The sequence below is a fragment of the Legionella septentrionalis genome (assembly GCF_003989745.1).
GTDB lineage: Bacteria > Pseudomonadota > Gammaproteobacteria > Legionellales > Legionellaceae > Legionella_A > Legionella_A septentrionalis.
The window spans coordinates 1-16,714 of sequence record NZ_RZGS01000044.1 but is presented as its reverse complement, the minus strand read 5'-3'; the positions used below and the strand labels follow the sequence as shown (position 1 = coordinate 16,714).

Genomic DNA, 16,714 nt, shown 5'->3' with positions numbered 1-16,714 from the left:
GGGCATCATCATACTATCAAAGCTCCTATCGTGGGAGAGGGGGTAGATCGAAGTGAAATAGAAAAATTTGTGCTCAATTTAAGATGAAATCTTGGCTAAAAAACTTTAGGGACGTTGCCTAGTATTTCCTAAATTTATTGTAAATAAGTCCTTGAATACCCTATGCGCAGAAAAGTGCATAATATGGATAAATTCTTTACAATAAAGCCATTTTATGCTAATGCTTTGTAAAATCCCTATGAAATTTTAAATCAGGCAGTCCTATGACTGAGCCATCCAAACTTAAAATTTTACTGTGCCGACTATCGCATGTTGATGTATGCATTGAACTGCAATATGTGATAAAGGCTTTTTTAATTCCTTTGTTTAAGATAATTCCAAATTCTCCACCCTATTTAGCGGGGCTTATTAATTGGGGAGGGCATAGCATTCCGTTAGTGGATTGGGCTTTTTGCATGGGTTCTACGCGAGAGGAGCCTTATTCTCCCGATACGCCAGTATTGCTTTGTACGGATGGTAAGCAATTCGCTGGGGTGATAGTCGATAAAATTCTGGGGTTGATTGAAGTAGAAAAAACTCAACTACAATTAAATGATGCGTTTAGGGAAGAGAAAGCGCCGTTTGCTGCAGCGGTTACCATTGATGCAAATATATCGCTGCTAATCGATATCCACCAACTTTTAAAAATACAGTTAACTGAAAGCAAAATCCCAGCGCTTAACAATAGGTGAGCATGATGCATCACATAGATACCATGGGTTTGTCGGAGGGTTTTTCTAATACTCTTAAAGGATTGGAGTCAAAATTACTGCAAATTATTTTACAGCGCACGGGAATCGTAGTGCCTTTTACGCTGTTAAAAACCCTATATGCTTTCATTCAACAAGACTGTCAGCGCTTAAGCTTAGAGCTCGACGCTTATTTGGCCCGGCTGGCCAATACGCCTGTAAATTCTTCTTTATTTGAAAGGATTATTAGTCAAATCGTAATCGGAGAAAGTTATTTTTTTCGCGATCAGCAACAAATGAAATTGCTGCAGGAGACATTATTACCGCAAATTATCAAGCGTAAACAACAGCAAGACAATTTAAATTTACGGATTTGGAGTGCCGGTACAGCAGGGGGGGAGGAAATTTATACCTTAGCGTTAATAATTTACGAGATGTTACCATCCCTTGCTGACTGGAAACTTCATTTGTTAGGCACGGATATTGATACACAAGCTCTAAAAAAGGCCAGTGTTGGCTTTTACCGGCCCTGGTCGATGCGTACTATTCCTAAGTATTTTTTAGAAAAATATTTTATAAAAGAAAAAGATGGATACCAGTTATGCAGTGAAATCTTGCGTTTGGTAACATTACGCTATTTAAATTTGGTTGAGCCCCATTATCCTGAACTGTTAAATGGCACTTCGTCTTTGGATTTAATTTTGTGTAGAAATGTGTTGATTTATTTTGACACAAAACACATTGATTTTGTGGTGAAAAGGCTAGCCGGGTGTCTGGATGACGATGGAATTTTAATGTTCGGAGCGTCCGATCCAATTAATTATGCGTCTACCTGCCTCATTAGCCATTTTGACAAAAGTGCCTATTTTACCAGAAAGGCTTGCCTGGGTGAGGAGTATGGGCATGATTCAATCTAAGATACAGCATGCCCTGCAATGCTTGCCCAAAGACGTACAGACATTGCAATTATTGGAAAAACGCGCTGCTCTGCTGGCGCGAGAAACTCTTAAAGACGATGAAGGTGAGGTGGCACTCACTTACGTACCCTTTGCTTTAGGCCATGAGACTTATGGGGTGCCGATGAGCTATGTCCAGGAAATCATGGGCAATATGCCTTTAGCAAAACCTCCTTTCACCCCTGATTTTGTTGCCGGAATTATCAATCGGCGTGGTTCGCTGCTCACTATTTTGGATTTGAAGCAATTCTTTAAGCTTACTTCTGTGACTTATCCTGAAACTCGTTACATTATTATTGTTTCAGCCGCAGGAATAACCTTAGGATTTCTCGCCGATACGGTTTATGGCAGTAATTTTTACGAACAATCCGCACTGGAAGCACCCTTGGCCTCGTTCGAGGCCATCCAACCGGACTATGTAATTGGTTTGTATCAAGGTTTAAGCGCTATTATTAATGTAGAAGCAATTATTGCAGCGGTTGCCATACAACTTAAACGGGAAGGAGAAAGGTGATGGATGCACACGCAAGGAAATCACACCGTGGTTTATCCATTCGTGGCCGTTTAATAGCTGGTTTTTTATTACTCAGCATGCCTTTGTTTATTGTGATGTTGATTACGCTCGTTAAGGTAGAGTCCAGTAACCAAATCAATAGCATTATTCAGGAAGTTGACACGCCTACGTTAAATGCTGTCATTGATTTGGATGGCAAAATACTAACTTCACAACGGTATGTGTACCAATGGTTAATCACAGGGAATGAACGGGCCAAAACGAATTTTGAGACAAATCGTCAGGAGATGCTCGCGCGCATTGAAGAAATCGATGAGTTAACAGACGCTTATGATTATCCAAATGATTTTGAAAAACTTTGGAATGAATTAAAAACTCACTATTCCCCTTTGTTTAATGAGCAAAATGCACTGTTCTCATTTTCTATAAATCGAGAAGATTTGTTATCAGAGCAAGCGCTGGTACATTTAAGTGCTGCCGTGAAAATACTTGATAAGATGCTGCTTATTATTCAAGGTGTTCGTGATGTGAATGATCCTGCCCATTTTCGTGGTGGCATATTCAATGCTGTCTCTGAGATATTCATCAAAGATTCGATAAGGCTTACTAACAATTTAGTCACCTTGAAATGGTTATCTTATGGGCTGCTGATGTTAGCCATTGTTTTAACGGCTGTTGTTCCTTTTCTTACTGCCCGCTCTATCGTGCGCCCACTTAATCAAGCCATCGATGTTGCTCAAGCCATTGCTTCTGGAAAGCGCCATATTGAAATCCCTCCTGGGGGTAGCGATGAGGTGGGGAAACTTCTGCAGGCGTTAAAAAGCATGCACGATGCCATCGTAGAGAAAGAAAAGGCGCTGATTGCGAATGAAGAAAAAACACGGCAGTTATTTGAAACGACCGTGCAAACTGCCCAACAATTTAGTGAACACACGAGTAAAGTTTCTGCAGGTGATTTGCGCGAGCGAATTGAAGTACGGCAGGGTGATTTGATGGAAAAATTAGGGAAAGACTTGAATACCATGACCGATAACCTGGCTGGGATGGCAAAAAAAATCATGGATACAAGTCAACGTGTGATTGGCATGGTGGATACCATTAAATCCTCGGCAAATGAACAATCAACCAGCATAACCGAGCAAGCTTCGGCGATCAGTGAAATCAGTGCTTCTTTAGAAGAAATTGATAAAAGCTCAAAGAAAACAATTGAAAAAGCACAAAGTTTACGCGATGCCGCAAAAAGTACGTATGAACAAGGTAAAAAGGGGAAAGAATCAGTCCAACAAGTCATCGAAGGTATGAATACATTACGTGAAAAAGTAAAAATCATTGAAAAAACCATCGTGGATTTAAATAATCATACCCAACAAATTAGCGAGATTACCTCGGCTGTTACTACTTTGGCACAACAATCAAAAATGTTGGCACTAAATGCCTCCATTGAAGCCGCTAAGGCTGGCGAAGCTGGAAAGGGTTTTGCTGTAGTAGCCAATGAAGTTAAAAATTTGGCTGAGCAATCGGAACAAGCCACCACGCAAGTACAAAAAATTCTCGAAGAAATAAGAAATTCGGCTGATAAGGCAGTGATTGTCACCGGAGAAGGTACTAAAACAGTGGATGCGGGTAGCGTATTGATTGCTAACACCGCAGAAGTAATTAACAGTCTCAGCGAGTTGATTAATACGGCTTCCATTTTAAGCCAGCAGATGGAAGCTGCCATAAGACAAGAAGGGATTGGAATTGAGCAAATCACAGCGAGTATGAATGAAATCAACCAAGCCACTTCTTCTTTTGTAGTGGGTATTAAACAAACTACGGAAGTAATCAATAGATTGGCTGAGATGGCAGAGGGGCTTAAAAAAGATGTGGATATTTATCGAATATAAGGGTGAATATGGCATCTGCAGACGAACGCTATAATAAACTGATTGAAATCTTCAAAGGCGAGTTTAAGCAACGGATTACCCTTATCCAAGAAAATCTGGATAATCTTAAAACCCAAAACCCCACTGCTAACACGGAACAGCTGGTACAAAGCATTGCCAGTGAGTCTCGTAATATCAAAGTTTCTGCTCAAGCTGTGGAATTTGATTATATTGTTGAAATGGCGCACCGGCTTGAGCAATTATTTAGCGGTATTCAGCAGGATCTATCGCTTTTAAGTGCTGAAATTATTGTTGGAAGCCAGGAAATTATTGCTTATCTCAAGGAAGCTATGGAAGCTTGTAGTCAAGGTGAATCGCTTCCTGACGGTTACCAAACATTCATGCTGAAATTAAAACAATGGCTTGATAACAAGAAAGAATCTTCTCTTAAAGAACCGGTTGCTGGCATGGGTCAAGCAAAGACACCTGTTCATACGACAACCAAAGTCGGTCAGGATTTTGCCAAACAAATTGTTAATACATTTAAAATAGAACTCGATGAAAAATGCCAGGTCATCACGGATGGCTTACTTAAACTTGAAAGAATAGAGCAGGATAGCAGTGAATATGAAGCAACCATTCATGACATGTTCAGGGCTGCACATAATATTAAAGGCTCTGCAAGGGGAGTTGGTATTTTACCTGTAGGAGACATTGCACACCGCCTGGAGACTTTATTTTCTTCTCTGCAAAAACACGTGGTGCGAGTTTCCAAACCCATCATCACGCTTTGTCTTGCTGCCGTAGATGCAATGCAGGTAGCCATGGGGTGTTTTTTGAAATCCCAACCACTTTCTTTTGAGTTACCAGAACTTTTGGCGAGTCTTGAGCAATATGCTTCCGGGGATAGTAAATTGCCGCAAGAAGCGCCCGTTATTCGTAAACCTGCAATAAGCCCTGCCAAGGTGAGTTCTGCTAAACATGAAGAAGTAGAAGAATCGATACGGGTTTCACTGAAAAATCTTGAGCATGTCTCAGCCTATATGGAAGACATGCTTGTTAATAAAATTGCGTTTGATGATCATTATGCACAGTTGAGTCGTATCAATGTCCGCATGCGACAATTCATGAAATCCTGGAAAAAAGAGTTAACGAATCTAGTTTCCACAAGCCTTATTAATCCTGCTTCTTCGCAAGCCGTATCGCTGCTGGAAATGTCTGATGAACTAATGGAGTTTACTCATTCTCTGCAGGAATTGCAGAAGGATATGCGCGCTCGTATGAATGAACTTGCAGTAACGTTTAATAATTTACAGGATGAAGTGGGCATGCTCCGCCTTGTTCCTGTGTCTATTTTACTTAGAACGCTGCCGCGGGTAGTGCGTGATTTAGCGCTTTCTTTAAATAAAGAAGTCAACCTGACGATAGCCGATAATGAAGTTAAAATTGATAAACTTGTTTTAGAAGGTTTAAAAGATCCATTGCATCATATTTTAAGAAACGCAATTGATCATGGAATTGAGCCCGTAGAAAAACGGGTACAAAAAGGCAAGCCTGAAATTGCTTCTATTGCTATTGACGTTCACCAGGAAGGCAGCCAAATCGTTTTTGTAATAAAAGATGATGGCGCAGGAATCGATCTGGATAAAATAGCGAGAATTGCTCTGCAGGAAAATCTAATCACTCAGGCAGAATTAGAAAATATGACGGAGCAAACTATACTTGAACTGATTTTTCATCCCGGATTTTCTACCGCCGAGACTATTACAGACATTTCAGGCCGCGGCGTGGGCTTAGATGTGGTTAGAACGAATTTGGCCGCGCTAAAAGGAAACGTAACCGTTACCTCCAAACAAGGGCAGGGTACGACTTTTTATTTACATGTGCCCTTGACACTTGCTACGGAACGAGGGCTTATTGTGCGTAGCGATAATCAATTTTTTGCGATAACGGTTGATTGCGTTTTAAGAGTGTTATTGATTCGACAAGGCGACATCCATGAGATAGAAAATAGCCGTGCCATTTTACTTGATGACAAATTTCCTATTAATTTATATGCCTTAACCGCCATTTTAAACCCGGAAAAAACCTGGGTTCCTCAGAGTGACTTGCTGCAAATTGTTTTGGTAAAGAAAAACCTGCATACAGTGGCTTTGGTAATGGATGAAGTCCTGGGCGAAAGTGAAATTGTTATAAAGCCTCTGCAGGCGCCTCTAACCAATACCCCTTGTATTGCCGGTGCTACCTTGTCGGGGAATGGGCAAATTATTTTTGTATTAAATTCTATCGAGCTGATAGAAAAATCACTGCAGGCACCAACCATTCCCTCCATAAAAGACTTCACGGAGATGAATTCATGATTCGGGTACTCATTGTGGATGACTCAGAAACGGAAGTCGCACTCATCAAAAAGATATTAGAGCCTGAATCGGATATGGTTATCGTAGGGATTGCCAGGAATGGCAAAGAAGCTGTCGAAGCTGCACTTTATCTTAAGCCGGATTTAATCACCATGGACATTCAAATGCCCATTATGGATGGATTGGATGCTACCCGCCTTATTATGATGCAACAGCCCACTCCCATCGTGGTGATTAGTTCGACGGTGGATGATGAGTCAGTCAAATCCGTTTTCCACATCCTTGAAGCAGGTGCGCTCACCGCACTCGCTAAACCTACGAATGTTTTAGCGCCCAATTTTGAAGACACGCGAAAACGCATCGCCGCTACCTTACGCGCGATGGCTGAGATTAAGGTTATGAAAAAAATGTGTAAGGGAGTTCCGGCAAAGGAGCCTGTCTCATCAATAACCAATGCATCGGGTAAAGGTTATGAAGTAATCGCAATTGGTGCTTCAGTCGGTGGTCCTATGGCTGTAAAAACTATTTTATCAGCCTTACCGGCTAATTATCCTTTGCCAATTATTCTTGTACAACACATGAGTTATGGTTTTACCGAAGGCTTTGTCAACTGGCTAAAAAACCATGTACAACTGCAAGTGAAAAGCCCAGAGCAAGACGAAGTATTCAGCAAAGGTACAGTATACATTGCCCCCGAGGGGCACCATTTGGAAGTGAAGCGTACAAATCGGGGGCTGGTTGCTGATTTATATGCAGGACGGCCAGCTTATGGTTTTATTCCATCAATTAGCATTTTATTTAAATCGGTTGCCAAAGTGTGTGGGCCTCATGCAGTTGGAGTTTTATTAACCGGCATGAGTTACGACGGCGCTGAAGGTATGCTCGAAATGAAGAAAACAAATTGCCTTACCATGATTCAAGGGCCGGAAAGTTCGATCGTATTTGGCATGGGCAGTGTGGCGCAATCCTTAGATGCAGTGGATATCGTATTAGAATTGAATGAATTAACTCTTTATTTAGCCACCAAGATTGTGGGAATACATAATGGTTCATGAAGCAAGCGAATTATTGCAAGCCCAACAGAAAACATTGGTTCTTATTGTGGATGACAGTGCCACGATGCGATTATTGCTTGCAGAAGCCATGTCTGATGCCGGGTTTGAATCTTTAGTCGTCGAGAACGGTGAAGAAGCTTTAGAGGTATTAAAAACTACTCAGCCTGATGCCATTTTATTAGATGTAGAAATGCCTGGATTGAACGGGTTTGCAGTATGTGCCGAAATCCGTAAGATGGTCCATTTCCGTTACACGCCCATCATGATGGTAACCGGCCTTGAGGATTATGAATCGATTAATAAGGCATTTCTAGCAGGTGCCACGGATTTTACCACTAAGCCGATTAATGCCGCCCTGCTGGGGCATCGTGTCCGCTATATGGTGCGCACCAGTGCTTATTTTCGTGATTTACAAGCAGTGGAATTAAAAGTACGTGAGCTCAATACAGAACTGGAGAAGAAAATTTTAGAAATTCAACAAATTGCAGAAGCTCAAGCCCGTTTTGTCCCCCAGGATTTTTTAAGATTATTAAATAAAGAAAGCATCGTTCATGTTAATTTGGGTGACAATGTTGAAAAAAACATGTCGGTGCTGTTTCTTGATATCCGCTCGTTTACGGAGTTAGCTGATCATGCAAGTCCCGTTGAGATATTTTCCTTTCTAAATGAATTAATGAGTTATTTAGAGCCAGCTATCGTTAAAAATAATGGATTTATAGATAAGTATATTGGTGATGCGATTATGGCGTTATTCAATAGAAGGCCGGATGATGCCTTACAAGCATCTGTGGATATGCACGGCTTTTTAAAAAAATACAATGAAACGCGGACTCATAAAGGTTTGCAGCCGGTGCGAATTGGTATTGGTATCAACACAGGTATGCTGGTATTGGGAACGGTAGGATATGAAGACAGGATGGATTGTACGGTCATCAGCGATACGGTGAACGTGGCTTCCAGGATAGAATCACAAACTAAAGTTTTAGGCGTGGATGTTTTAATTACGGAAGAAACGTTTAAGCAATTGCACCATCCCGAGCGTTTCCATTTGCGGTCGTTAGGCAGTGTGCAAGTAAAAGGAAAAGTAGAGCCGATTAATATATATGAAGTTTTTAATCATAATCCTGAACTTGAAGTGCAAGCAAAACTCGCATACCAAGCCATTTTTGCTGAAGCGCTTATTTATTACCAGCAAAAACGCTATCTCGAAGCTTCAAGTTTATTCCGGCAAGTCATTTCTAAAAATTCCCGCGATCTTCCTGCGGAATATTTTTTACAACAATGCCAATTTAAGAGCAATGCATTTTCACCCGGTTTAAAATAATGCGTTTCTTACTCAAGCTCATTTTAAAAATTGCACAAAATAAAAGATAATCACGCCTGGCGCGGCAGGAAGCATGAAGAACGCCTAGCGGAAAGGCAAGAATATATGCTTTAATATGACAATTTTCGCTGTTTAAGGGTTTAATATGACATTTGTTGTGACTGAAAACTGCATCAGATGTAAATATATGGATTGCGTCGAAGTTTGTCCCGTGGATTGCTTTTATGAAGGGCCAAATTTTTTAGTGATTCATCCGGAAGAATGCATCGATTGTGCATTATGCGAGCCGGAGTGTCCTGTGCAAGCCATTGTTTCAGAAGATGACTTGACTGAAGACCAACGGCAATTTCTTGCCATTAATGCTGAATTGGCGCAAACCTGGCCAAACATTACCGCAAAAAAAGAGCCGCCTGAAGATGCGAAGGAATGGGAAGGCGTGGAAAATAAACTGCAATATCTGCAAAAAGAGTGGGAATAACTCCCATCCTGGAGGATTTTGTAACAAATTGCCGGCGCGTACTCAGCGAGCAAGGTCGGTTGTTTACAGCAATTCCAGGGTTTGTTGCACGCACGCAGCAAATTGATTTGGCGATCGCCATCGCCAAAGCCATCGAAGCACGTGCTACCCTGGTTGCTGAGGCAGGAACAGGAATAGGCAAAACCTTTGCCTATTTAGTTCCCTGTTTGTTAAGCGGTAAAAAAGCACTCATTTCCACAGCTACCAAAACCCTGCAAGATCAGCTTTTCCAAAAAGATTTGCCTGTGCTTGTCCGTGCATTAGGATTATCAGTGCGCGTACAAAATCTTAAGGGACGTGCTAATTATATTTGTCGTTATCGTCTTGACCTTCATGTCAACGAAGGGCAATTTAGCGCGCAACAAATCGCCCATGAAGTACTTTATATTCATGAAAAACTTCCTCGGTTAATTGCCGGTGAACGCAATGAATTACCTGAAATTCAGGAAGAGTCGGCAGTTTGGCCTTTTGTGACTTCGACCAGCGAAAATTGCCTCGGTGTCGAATGTTCGTATCATGCCGAGTGTTTTTTAGTAAAAGCCCGGAAACGTGCGCTTGATGCGGATGTGGTTATCCTAAACCATCATTTGTACTTTGCTGATTCGCGCTTGAAAACCGAAGGGTTTGGCGAATTATTGCCGGGAGTTGATGTGGTGGTCTTTGATGAAGCCCACCAGTTGGCTGAAATTGCGTCCAATTTTTATGGCGAGCGCATCAGCACCCGCCAGTTGCACGATTTACTGGATGATATGCTGCGGGTATGGTCTGTGCTGGAAGAGCCTTACCAATTCTTGCAACAATCAAGCCAAACTCTGGGCACAATCATTCATGACTTGCTTGAAGCTTACCCATCATTTAGAGAGCGCAGCAGTTGGACGGATCTTAAACGATATCCGTCATTCCTAAAATCCTGGGAAGCGTTGCTTTTATTCATGCAAGAATGGTCAGACTATATTAGCGGCATGGCGGTTCAGGAACATCCTGGCTTACAGCGTTGCAAGGAGCGCCTGGATGAACTTTGCAGGCTCTTAACATTATTCCAAGGGCAAAAATTGGAGCAAATTCGTTGGGTAGAGCGCTTTAAGCATAGTTTGGTCTTTCATACCACCCCTTTTATGGTAGCTGATTCTTTCCAAACCTTGTTACGCCAGCAAACATGCACCTATGTATTTACATCTGCCACGTTGACGATGGCTTCTTCATTTGACTGTTTTACTAAGCCCTTGGGCTTAACCGATGTGCAAACGCAACTGCTTCCCAGCAGTTTTGATTTTAAGACGCAGGCTTTGCTTTATTTACCGCGCGCATTGCCTGATCCTAAAGATGATCATTACCATGAAGCATTGCTTGCCAAAGCATTGCCCGTTATTAATGCTTGCGGCGGGCGGTGTTTCTTTTTATTTACCAGCCATCGTGCTTTGCAAAGGATGGCAGATTTATTGTCCACGCATCTTAATTTTCCCCTACTTATCCAAGGGGAGGAAGCAAAGCCCATTCTTTTGGCACGCTTTCGCGAATTAGGCAATGCCGTGTTGTTAGGCACTGCAACTTTCTGGGAGGGTGTGGATGTGAAAGGTGAGGCATTGTCTTGCGTTATTATCGATAAAATTCCTTTTGCCAGCCCTACGGATCCGGTAATGCGTGGTAAAATGGATTATTTGAAAGCGCGTGGCTTGTCTGGTTTTGATGAGCTTTCCCTGCCTAATGCCATTTTAGCATTAAAACAAGGTGTAGGGCGCTTGATTCGAGACGCAGCAGACCGAGGTATTCTTATGATTGCCGACCCACGTTTAACTGCCAGAGATTATAGCAGGCAAATTTTTGCAAGTTTGCCACCCATGAGAAAAACGCGTGAAGAACATAAGGTTTTATCGTTTATAAATCAGTTAGGTTTAAAAATTTTGGATAATGATACTGAGTTATTATGAATTTATTAGCATTAGATACATCCACAGAAACCGCTACAGTTGCTGTAGCCCTAGGCGAACAGGTTTTTGGCAAGGAACAAAAGGCATTAAGCCAGCATGCACAATTGTTATTGCCTATGATTTCTACTTTATTGGCGGAAGCCAACTTAAGTTTTAAGCAATTGGATGGCATTGTTTTTGGCCGTGGCCCAGGAAGCTTTACGGGCTTGCGGATTGCCTGTAGCGTGGCAAAAGCATTGGCTTATGCGCACGATCTTCCTGTATTTCCAGTCAGTAGTCTTGCGGCAATCGCACACAAAGCTTTCCAGCAAGAGAAGGAGCTGCCTTTAAATACGCAGGTTCTGGCTTTGCTGGATGCTCGCATGCAGCAAGTTTATTATGGTTATTTCAGCCAGGAAATAAAGGGAGAGGAAGGGGTGGCAGCGGCTGCACAGCTGCCAATATTTCCCGATGTTCCTTTGTTACTGGCAGGCGTGGGTTGGGACAATTATATTGCACAGCTGCCGTCTTTAATCCGAGCTCGTATCGTTAAGCAAGCCGTTGTTTTCCCAAGTGCTCAAGCGATGCTTAATTTGGTACAATCCGGCAGCATAAAATCGGTCACAGCGGAGGAAGCTTTGCCGGTTTATATACGTAATCAAGTGACGCAAGGGGAGCCGCGTGGATAAAAAATTATTTGATATTCTGGTTTGTCCGTTATGTAAGGGAAAATTGCTACTCAAAAATGAAGAATTGATCTGCCGTTTTGACAGGCTGGCTTATCCAATTCGCGATGGTATACCGGTGATGCTCGAGACGGAGGCGCGCTTGTTGACCCTGGAGGAAAAAGATCAATTATGAGCACCGATTTTCATGTAATCATCCCGGCCCGTTATCAATCTACCCGTTTACCAGGGAAGTTGTTGATGGATTTGCATGGCATGAGTGTCATTGAACGGGTGTATCGGCAAGCTTTAAAAGCGCAACCCAAAAGCATTACCATTGCTACCGATCATGAAATGATTTACACAGCAGCGCAGCATTTTGGTGCAGATGTCATCATGACCGCGTCAACGCATCAGTCCGGTACGGATCGCATTGCTGAAGCCGTGGTGAAAAAAAATTTCCGTCCAGATGATATTGTTGTAAACGTGCAGGGGGATGAGCCTTTAATTGCCCCCGAATTAATCCGGCAGGTAGCGCAAAGCTTAAAAACCACTGCAGCATCCGTCGCGACATTATGTTGGCCCGTGCATGATTACACCCTGGCGGCAGATCCCAATGTAGTCAAGGTGGTTCGTGACAAAAACCAGCATGCGCTTTATTTCTCCCGCAGCTTGATTCCAGCGAACCGTGATGAACCTTTGGCATGTAAACACGTGTTCAGGCATATTGGGTTATACGCCTATCGCGTTGCTTTTCTGCTTGAAATGAGTAAATGGCCTGTATGCGACCTGGAAGCAATGGAAGCACTGGAGCAATTGCGGGTGTTGTGGGCGGGACATCAAATTAAAGTTGAAGAAGCTTGTGTTTTACCTTTGCAGGATATCAACACGGCTGAAGATTTGCAGCGTGCGCGCATGAACCTTGCACCATTGCCAAACTAAGCTGGACATTACTCGCAACATCCAGCTTAAACGCGGCAGCTATCAGTTAAAAAAAACCGTACCCAATTGTAAACAGGGTAATCCCGTAGAAAAGAAATTTTTTAAGCCGTTGCCGTTGCTTGCAGGCAATGCTTATGATCGTCAATGCAATCACACCAGGATAAAAAATTTCTAAAGCCGGTTGTAAAAAAGCGGCAATGCCACGGAAATCCAGTAGGGAAATTGCGAATGAAATAAGAGTGGTGCCTACAAGGACGTAATGAAATTTGTTTTCTTTAAATTTTAAAGTGTTGCACAAGTACCTGGCATACAAGTTATTAAGAGCCACTGCGGTTGACAGACAGGAAAACAATACCGTTATGCCTATGAGTTGGGTGGCACGATTGCCCATGGTGTATTGCGCAATGGTCGGCAGCATGGACTCGGCAGCCACATCCTGCATTAAGAAAGAATAATGTGCTCCCATATAAACAAAACCCAGATAAACTAAAGCGAGTAATATGGCAGCCACTATGTTGGGTTTGATAGCAAAACGCAAAACTTCACGATTAGTCGCATCAGGCATGTGTTTCTGTATTTGTGCGAATGTTAAGGCGGAAAAGAAAAACGCTGCGAACAAATCCATGGTTTGGTAACCCGTATAAAAGCCGGTGAGGAAAGCTGTTTGCGCTGGCTGTGGAGTGACCGCAGCCGGTGAGCAAAATACCGCGACTAAGGTGAGAATGAGTAGGGCGGCTAACAGTACCGGGCTTATCCACTTACCTAAAATTTTAATCATCAATTTGTCGTTTAAGCAAATGGCATAGGTAAGCAGGCAAAAAAGTAGACTGAACAAGGTGAGGGACATTTCCGGCATCATGCAGCGCATGCTTCCATAGGCTACGGTAATACAGCGCGGCACCACGCCGAATGCCCCTAAAAGAGACAGCATTGCAAAGGGTAGAAAAACACTGGCAGTTTTTCCGGCACCGGCAAAAAATTGCTGATAATCACCGTGATACAGTTTAATAACAAACAAGCCTAAAAAAGGCAGCAAGATGCCTGTAATTAGTAAGCCCGCAAATCCTAACAACCAGTGGGCACCATCCGCATAGCCGATTTGCAATGGAAATACCAAATTTCCTGAACCGAAAAACATGGCGAAAATGGCAAAACCATACATTAAAATTGATTTAGTTTGAGACATAATTTTATTTCTCGTTTAGAGTATTTAAGGAAGTAACAACTAGATGAAGGGAAGGATTAATGGGCCGCAAGGGCCACCACAACCACGCTGACTCGGCGCAAAACAGAGAAAACGAGTGAATTAAATAATCCACCCGCAAAATTTATGATTAGTATTGAATTAGCGCTTTTAGAGAACAAAGTCATTATTACAACAATATATGAATAAAATGATAAAAAAAGTTCATCTTGAACACATTATCCGCTTTAGGCGCAACTGTCAATTTGCCAAGCTCATTTCATATTCCTTTTTTTTTGTTTTAGCTGTTAGCGAAAGTCTGCGCAAGTATAACAACAATGCCGGAAACAGCATCAGTAAAATGCCGCTTGAAAATACGAAACGGAAATGATTTGCGCCGCCTACATCCATGCTGTTTTCTGGGGGGAAAAACCCAACGAACAGCGTAATGGCACACCCAGCTATTCCTAATAAACAGGTGAAATAATACCCAAAACGGCCGCCTGGTATGGCAAAGGGGCGCGGTAAACCGGCAAATTTTCGTTTTAGGCGAATGGCGGCGATGAACATCAGTACATACATTAAAATATAAAGTTCAGTGCTTAATGCTGTGAATAGCCAGTAAATGGCATTGACCGTGGGGAATAATAGAAATCCGCCACAGAGCAAGGTCACTAAAACGGCTTGCAAAATCAATATCCTGGAGGCAATGCCATGTTTATTCAGGCGGTAGAGCCAATGCGGTAAAAAACCATCATCAGCTGCCAGCAACAAGCCTTTGGCAGGGGAAATGATCCAGTTAACCATACTGCCCAAGCTACCCAACAACAGTAAAATCACCATGACAGGCATTAAAAAACTCAAATGATAAGCGTCAAAGAAATTGGTGAAAGCTTGCATTACGCCATTGACCAACCCAATTTTTTCCTGCGGTAATACAAAAGCAATCGCCAGCGAACCAAAAATCATGGTAGTCAATATTAAAACAACTGAAAAAAACATGGCACGTGGAAAATTACGCTGTGGATTGTGGACATTGCGTACGTGCACTGCAGCTAATTCCATTCCCAAAAAAGATGTCATGATGGCAGTAAGCGATATCCAGGAGTGGGTATCTTTCCAGTGTGGGATTAGATTGGAAAAGCTTAAATCAATGGCGATCGGATTGCCTTTTAGCAACCAAATCAACGCTAGAAAAATGATAAAACCCATAGGAATAATCATGCCGATAATGGCACAAAAACTGGCAAAAGTTGCGGAAGCGCGCAGACCAAGCAACCCCAGCAGGGTAAGGGACCAGAATGTGATTAGGATAACCGCAATCAAATAGTATTTATTCTGGGCTAATTCAGGATTGATTAAATAAGCCAAGGTTCCTGCAATAAAAGACAGGATAGTGGGGTACCAGACCATGGTATTAATCCACTGCAGCCAAATCGTAAAAAAGGCCCAATTATCGCCAAAAGCATGGCGTACCCAGCTGTAGACACCCCCTTCTTCTTCAGACCAGGTAGAAGAAAGCTCTGCCGAAACCAAAGCTACAGGGATAAGGAATACAATAGCTGAAAAAATAAAGAAAAAAATCAAAGAAGAGCCGAATAAAGCAGTGGCAGGTAAATTACGGATACTGTCGATGGCCCCGGTAATTAACAGAACCAATGCGAGCACCGAAATTTTTTCTGAAGACCACGCTTTCATGAATAAAAAATCCTTGGCAAAAAGATAACCATTATAAATGAACCCTGCATGACAGGAAATGCTTTTTTATAAACTGCTAATTTCCGCGTAAGCCGCTTATTATAAATAAAATTACTTAAGAAGATATTAAGAAACTATTTTTATTATAATTTCTTCTTTGTGCCGGACAAAAACCGATTATAAATGGTAGGGGGTCGAAATAACTCGCTGATTTTAAATGTATTTCATATAATCATTTTGTCTTAAAAAAGGATGTAAATATGAAATATATCAGCGAGTTGAGAGGCATTTTAAGTCAGCAATTAAATTGGCACAAGTCTCGAATAGACTGTTTTGCACAAATGTTGTTAGCGCTATTTATGGTGAGAAGTATCAATTTAAGCGAAATAGCTGTTGCAATGGATGGTAATAAAGCAAGCATTGAATCACGCTACAAAAGAATCTACCGTTTTTTTTCAAAGTTTGAATTAGATTTTATCTGGATTGCTCGTTGGATTTATTTGTTATTTTTTACTTCACACCAGAAAGTTTATATAGCTATTGACAGGACAAATTGGTATTGGGGGAAGGCAAAAATCAACGTATTTATGTTGTCGATTTGTTATGAAGGGATTGCCATTCCTATATTTTGGCGCTTGCTTAACAAAGCAGGAAGTACAACAGCTAAAGAACAAATGGAATTGTTATCTCGATTTATTAATACGTTTGGTAAAGAATCGATACAAGGCGTACTCGGTGACCGAGAATTTCCTAACAAAGCACTTATCGCTTGGCTTGTAGCAGAGAATATCCCCTTTTATTTACGGATTAAAGGGAACATAGACATTTGTATTGGTAGAAAGAAATTTAAGACCTCAGCCCAATTATTTAATCATCTGGCCCCCTATCAGCAACAAGTATTTGGTATGAAAGTTCACGTTTTTGGTCAATCTCTTTATTTAGCAGGGAGCAAAAATTCTCGTGAAGACTTGCTAATTGTACTGACAAATCAGAATCCAAA

At 41.9% G+C, this 16,714-nt stretch carries 15 protein-coding genes; 13 read left to right on the top strand and 2 right to left on the bottom strand.

Annotated features, from left to right (window positions below):
* Nucleotides 1-263 precede the first annotated feature (263 nt).
* The 12 genes from ELY11_RS11195 (at nucleotide 264) to kdsB (ending at nucleotide 12,833) form a co-directional block, all read left to right on the top strand.
* Nucleotides 264-731 carry a chemotaxis protein CheW gene (locus ELY11_RS11195; protein WP_126952943.1) on the top strand — a complete coding sequence of 156 codons (468 nt, stop codon included), beginning with the start codon at nucleotides 264-266 and terminating at the stop codon, nucleotides 729-731.
* A gap of 2 nt (nucleotides 732-733) precedes the next feature.
* Nucleotides 734-1,645, top strand: coding sequence for a CheR family methyltransferase (locus tag ELY11_RS11190; RefSeq protein ID WP_127033543.1), 912 nt, complete (start codon nucleotides 734-736; stop codon nucleotides 1,643-1,645).
* The gene (locus ELY11_RS11185) at nucleotides 1,632-2,198 is read left to right on the top strand and encodes a chemotaxis protein CheW (protein ID WP_158615199.1); all 567 of its coding nucleotides are present in this window, start codon (nucleotides 1,632-1,634) and stop codon (nucleotides 2,196-2,198) included. The genes ELY11_RS11190 and ELY11_RS11185 overlap by 14 nt, the downstream gene beginning before the upstream one ends.
* Nucleotides 2,198-4,084, top strand: coding sequence for a HAMP domain-containing methyl-accepting chemotaxis protein (locus tag ELY11_RS11180; protein ID WP_127033539.1), 1,887 nt, complete (start codon nucleotides 2,198-2,200; stop codon nucleotides 4,082-4,084). Before ELY11_RS11185 ends, ELY11_RS11180 begins: the two co-directional genes overlap by 1 nt.
* An 8-nt stretch (nucleotides 4,085-4,092) precedes the next feature.
* Entirely contained in the window at nucleotides 4,093-6,423 is a 2,331-nt protein-coding gene (locus tag ELY11_RS11175) for a chemotaxis protein CheA (RefSeq protein ID WP_127033537.1), read from the top strand.
* Nucleotides 6,420-7,478, top strand: coding sequence for a chemotaxis-specific protein-glutamate methyltransferase CheB (gene cheB, locus ELY11_RS11170; RefSeq protein ID WP_126952947.1), 1,059 nt, complete (start codon nucleotides 6,420-6,422; stop codon nucleotides 7,476-7,478). Before ELY11_RS11175 ends, cheB begins: the two co-directional genes overlap by 4 nt.
* Nucleotides 7,468-8,802 (top strand): adenylate/guanylate cyclase domain-containing protein, encoded by a 1,335-nt coding sequence (locus ELY11_RS11165; protein ID WP_126952948.1) that lies wholly within the window; start codon nucleotides 7,468-7,470, stop codon nucleotides 8,800-8,802. Before cheB ends, ELY11_RS11165 begins: the two co-directional genes overlap by 11 nt.
* A 145-nt stretch (nucleotides 8,803-8,947) precedes the next feature.
* Nucleotides 8,948-9,280, top strand: coding sequence for a ferredoxin FdxA (gene fdxA / locus ELY11_RS11160; RefSeq protein WP_126952949.1), 333 nt, complete (start codon nucleotides 8,948-8,950; stop codon nucleotides 9,278-9,280).
* Nucleotides 9,271-11,247 carry an ATP-dependent DNA helicase gene (locus ELY11_RS11155; RefSeq protein ID WP_127033535.1) on the top strand — a complete coding sequence of 659 codons (1,977 nt, stop codon included), beginning with the start codon at nucleotides 9,271-9,273 and terminating at the stop codon, nucleotides 11,245-11,247. The genes fdxA and ELY11_RS11155 overlap by 10 nt, the downstream gene beginning before the upstream one ends.
* Entirely contained in the window at nucleotides 11,244-11,915 is a 672-nt protein-coding gene (gene tsaB / locus ELY11_RS11150; RefSeq protein ID WP_127033533.1) for a tRNA (adenosine(37)-N6)-threonylcarbamoyltransferase complex dimerization subunit type 1 TsaB, read from the top strand. Before ELY11_RS11155 ends, tsaB begins: the two co-directional genes overlap by 4 nt.
* Nucleotides 11,908-12,087, top strand: coding sequence for a Trm112 family protein (locus tag ELY11_RS11145; protein ID WP_126952951.1), 180 nt, complete (start codon nucleotides 11,908-11,910; stop codon nucleotides 12,085-12,087). The genes tsaB and ELY11_RS11145 overlap by 8 nt, the downstream gene beginning before the upstream one ends.
* A complete protein-coding gene (gene kdsB / locus ELY11_RS11140; protein WP_126952952.1) occupies nucleotides 12,084-12,833 on the top strand; it encodes a 3-deoxy-manno-octulosonate cytidylyltransferase in 750 nt (249 codons plus the stop codon). Before ELY11_RS11145 ends, kdsB begins: the two co-directional genes overlap by 4 nt.
* A 46-nt stretch (nucleotides 12,834-12,879) precedes the next feature.
* Here kdsB and ELY11_RS11135 read toward each other — a convergent pair whose 3' ends face one another.
* On the bottom strand, nucleotides 12,880-14,019 hold the full coding sequence (locus ELY11_RS11135) for a branched-chain amino acid transport system II carrier protein (protein WP_127033531.1): 1,140 nt from the start codon (nucleotides 14,017-14,019) through the stop codon (nucleotides 12,880-12,882).
* 258 nt (nucleotides 14,020-14,277) lie between these two features.
* Nucleotides 14,278-15,714: an APC family permease gene (locus ELY11_RS11130; RefSeq protein WP_126952954.1), complete on the bottom strand. Its 1,437-nt coding sequence runs from the start codon at nucleotides 15,712-15,714 to the stop codon at nucleotides 14,278-14,280.
* A 260-nt stretch (nucleotides 15,715-15,974) separates the two neighbouring features.
* Here ELY11_RS11130 and ELY11_RS11125 point away from each other — a divergent pair.
* Nucleotides 15,975-16,714: transposase (locus ELY11_RS11125; protein ID WP_127033529.1), on the top strand; the 740-nt coding region annotated here is incomplete at its 3' end.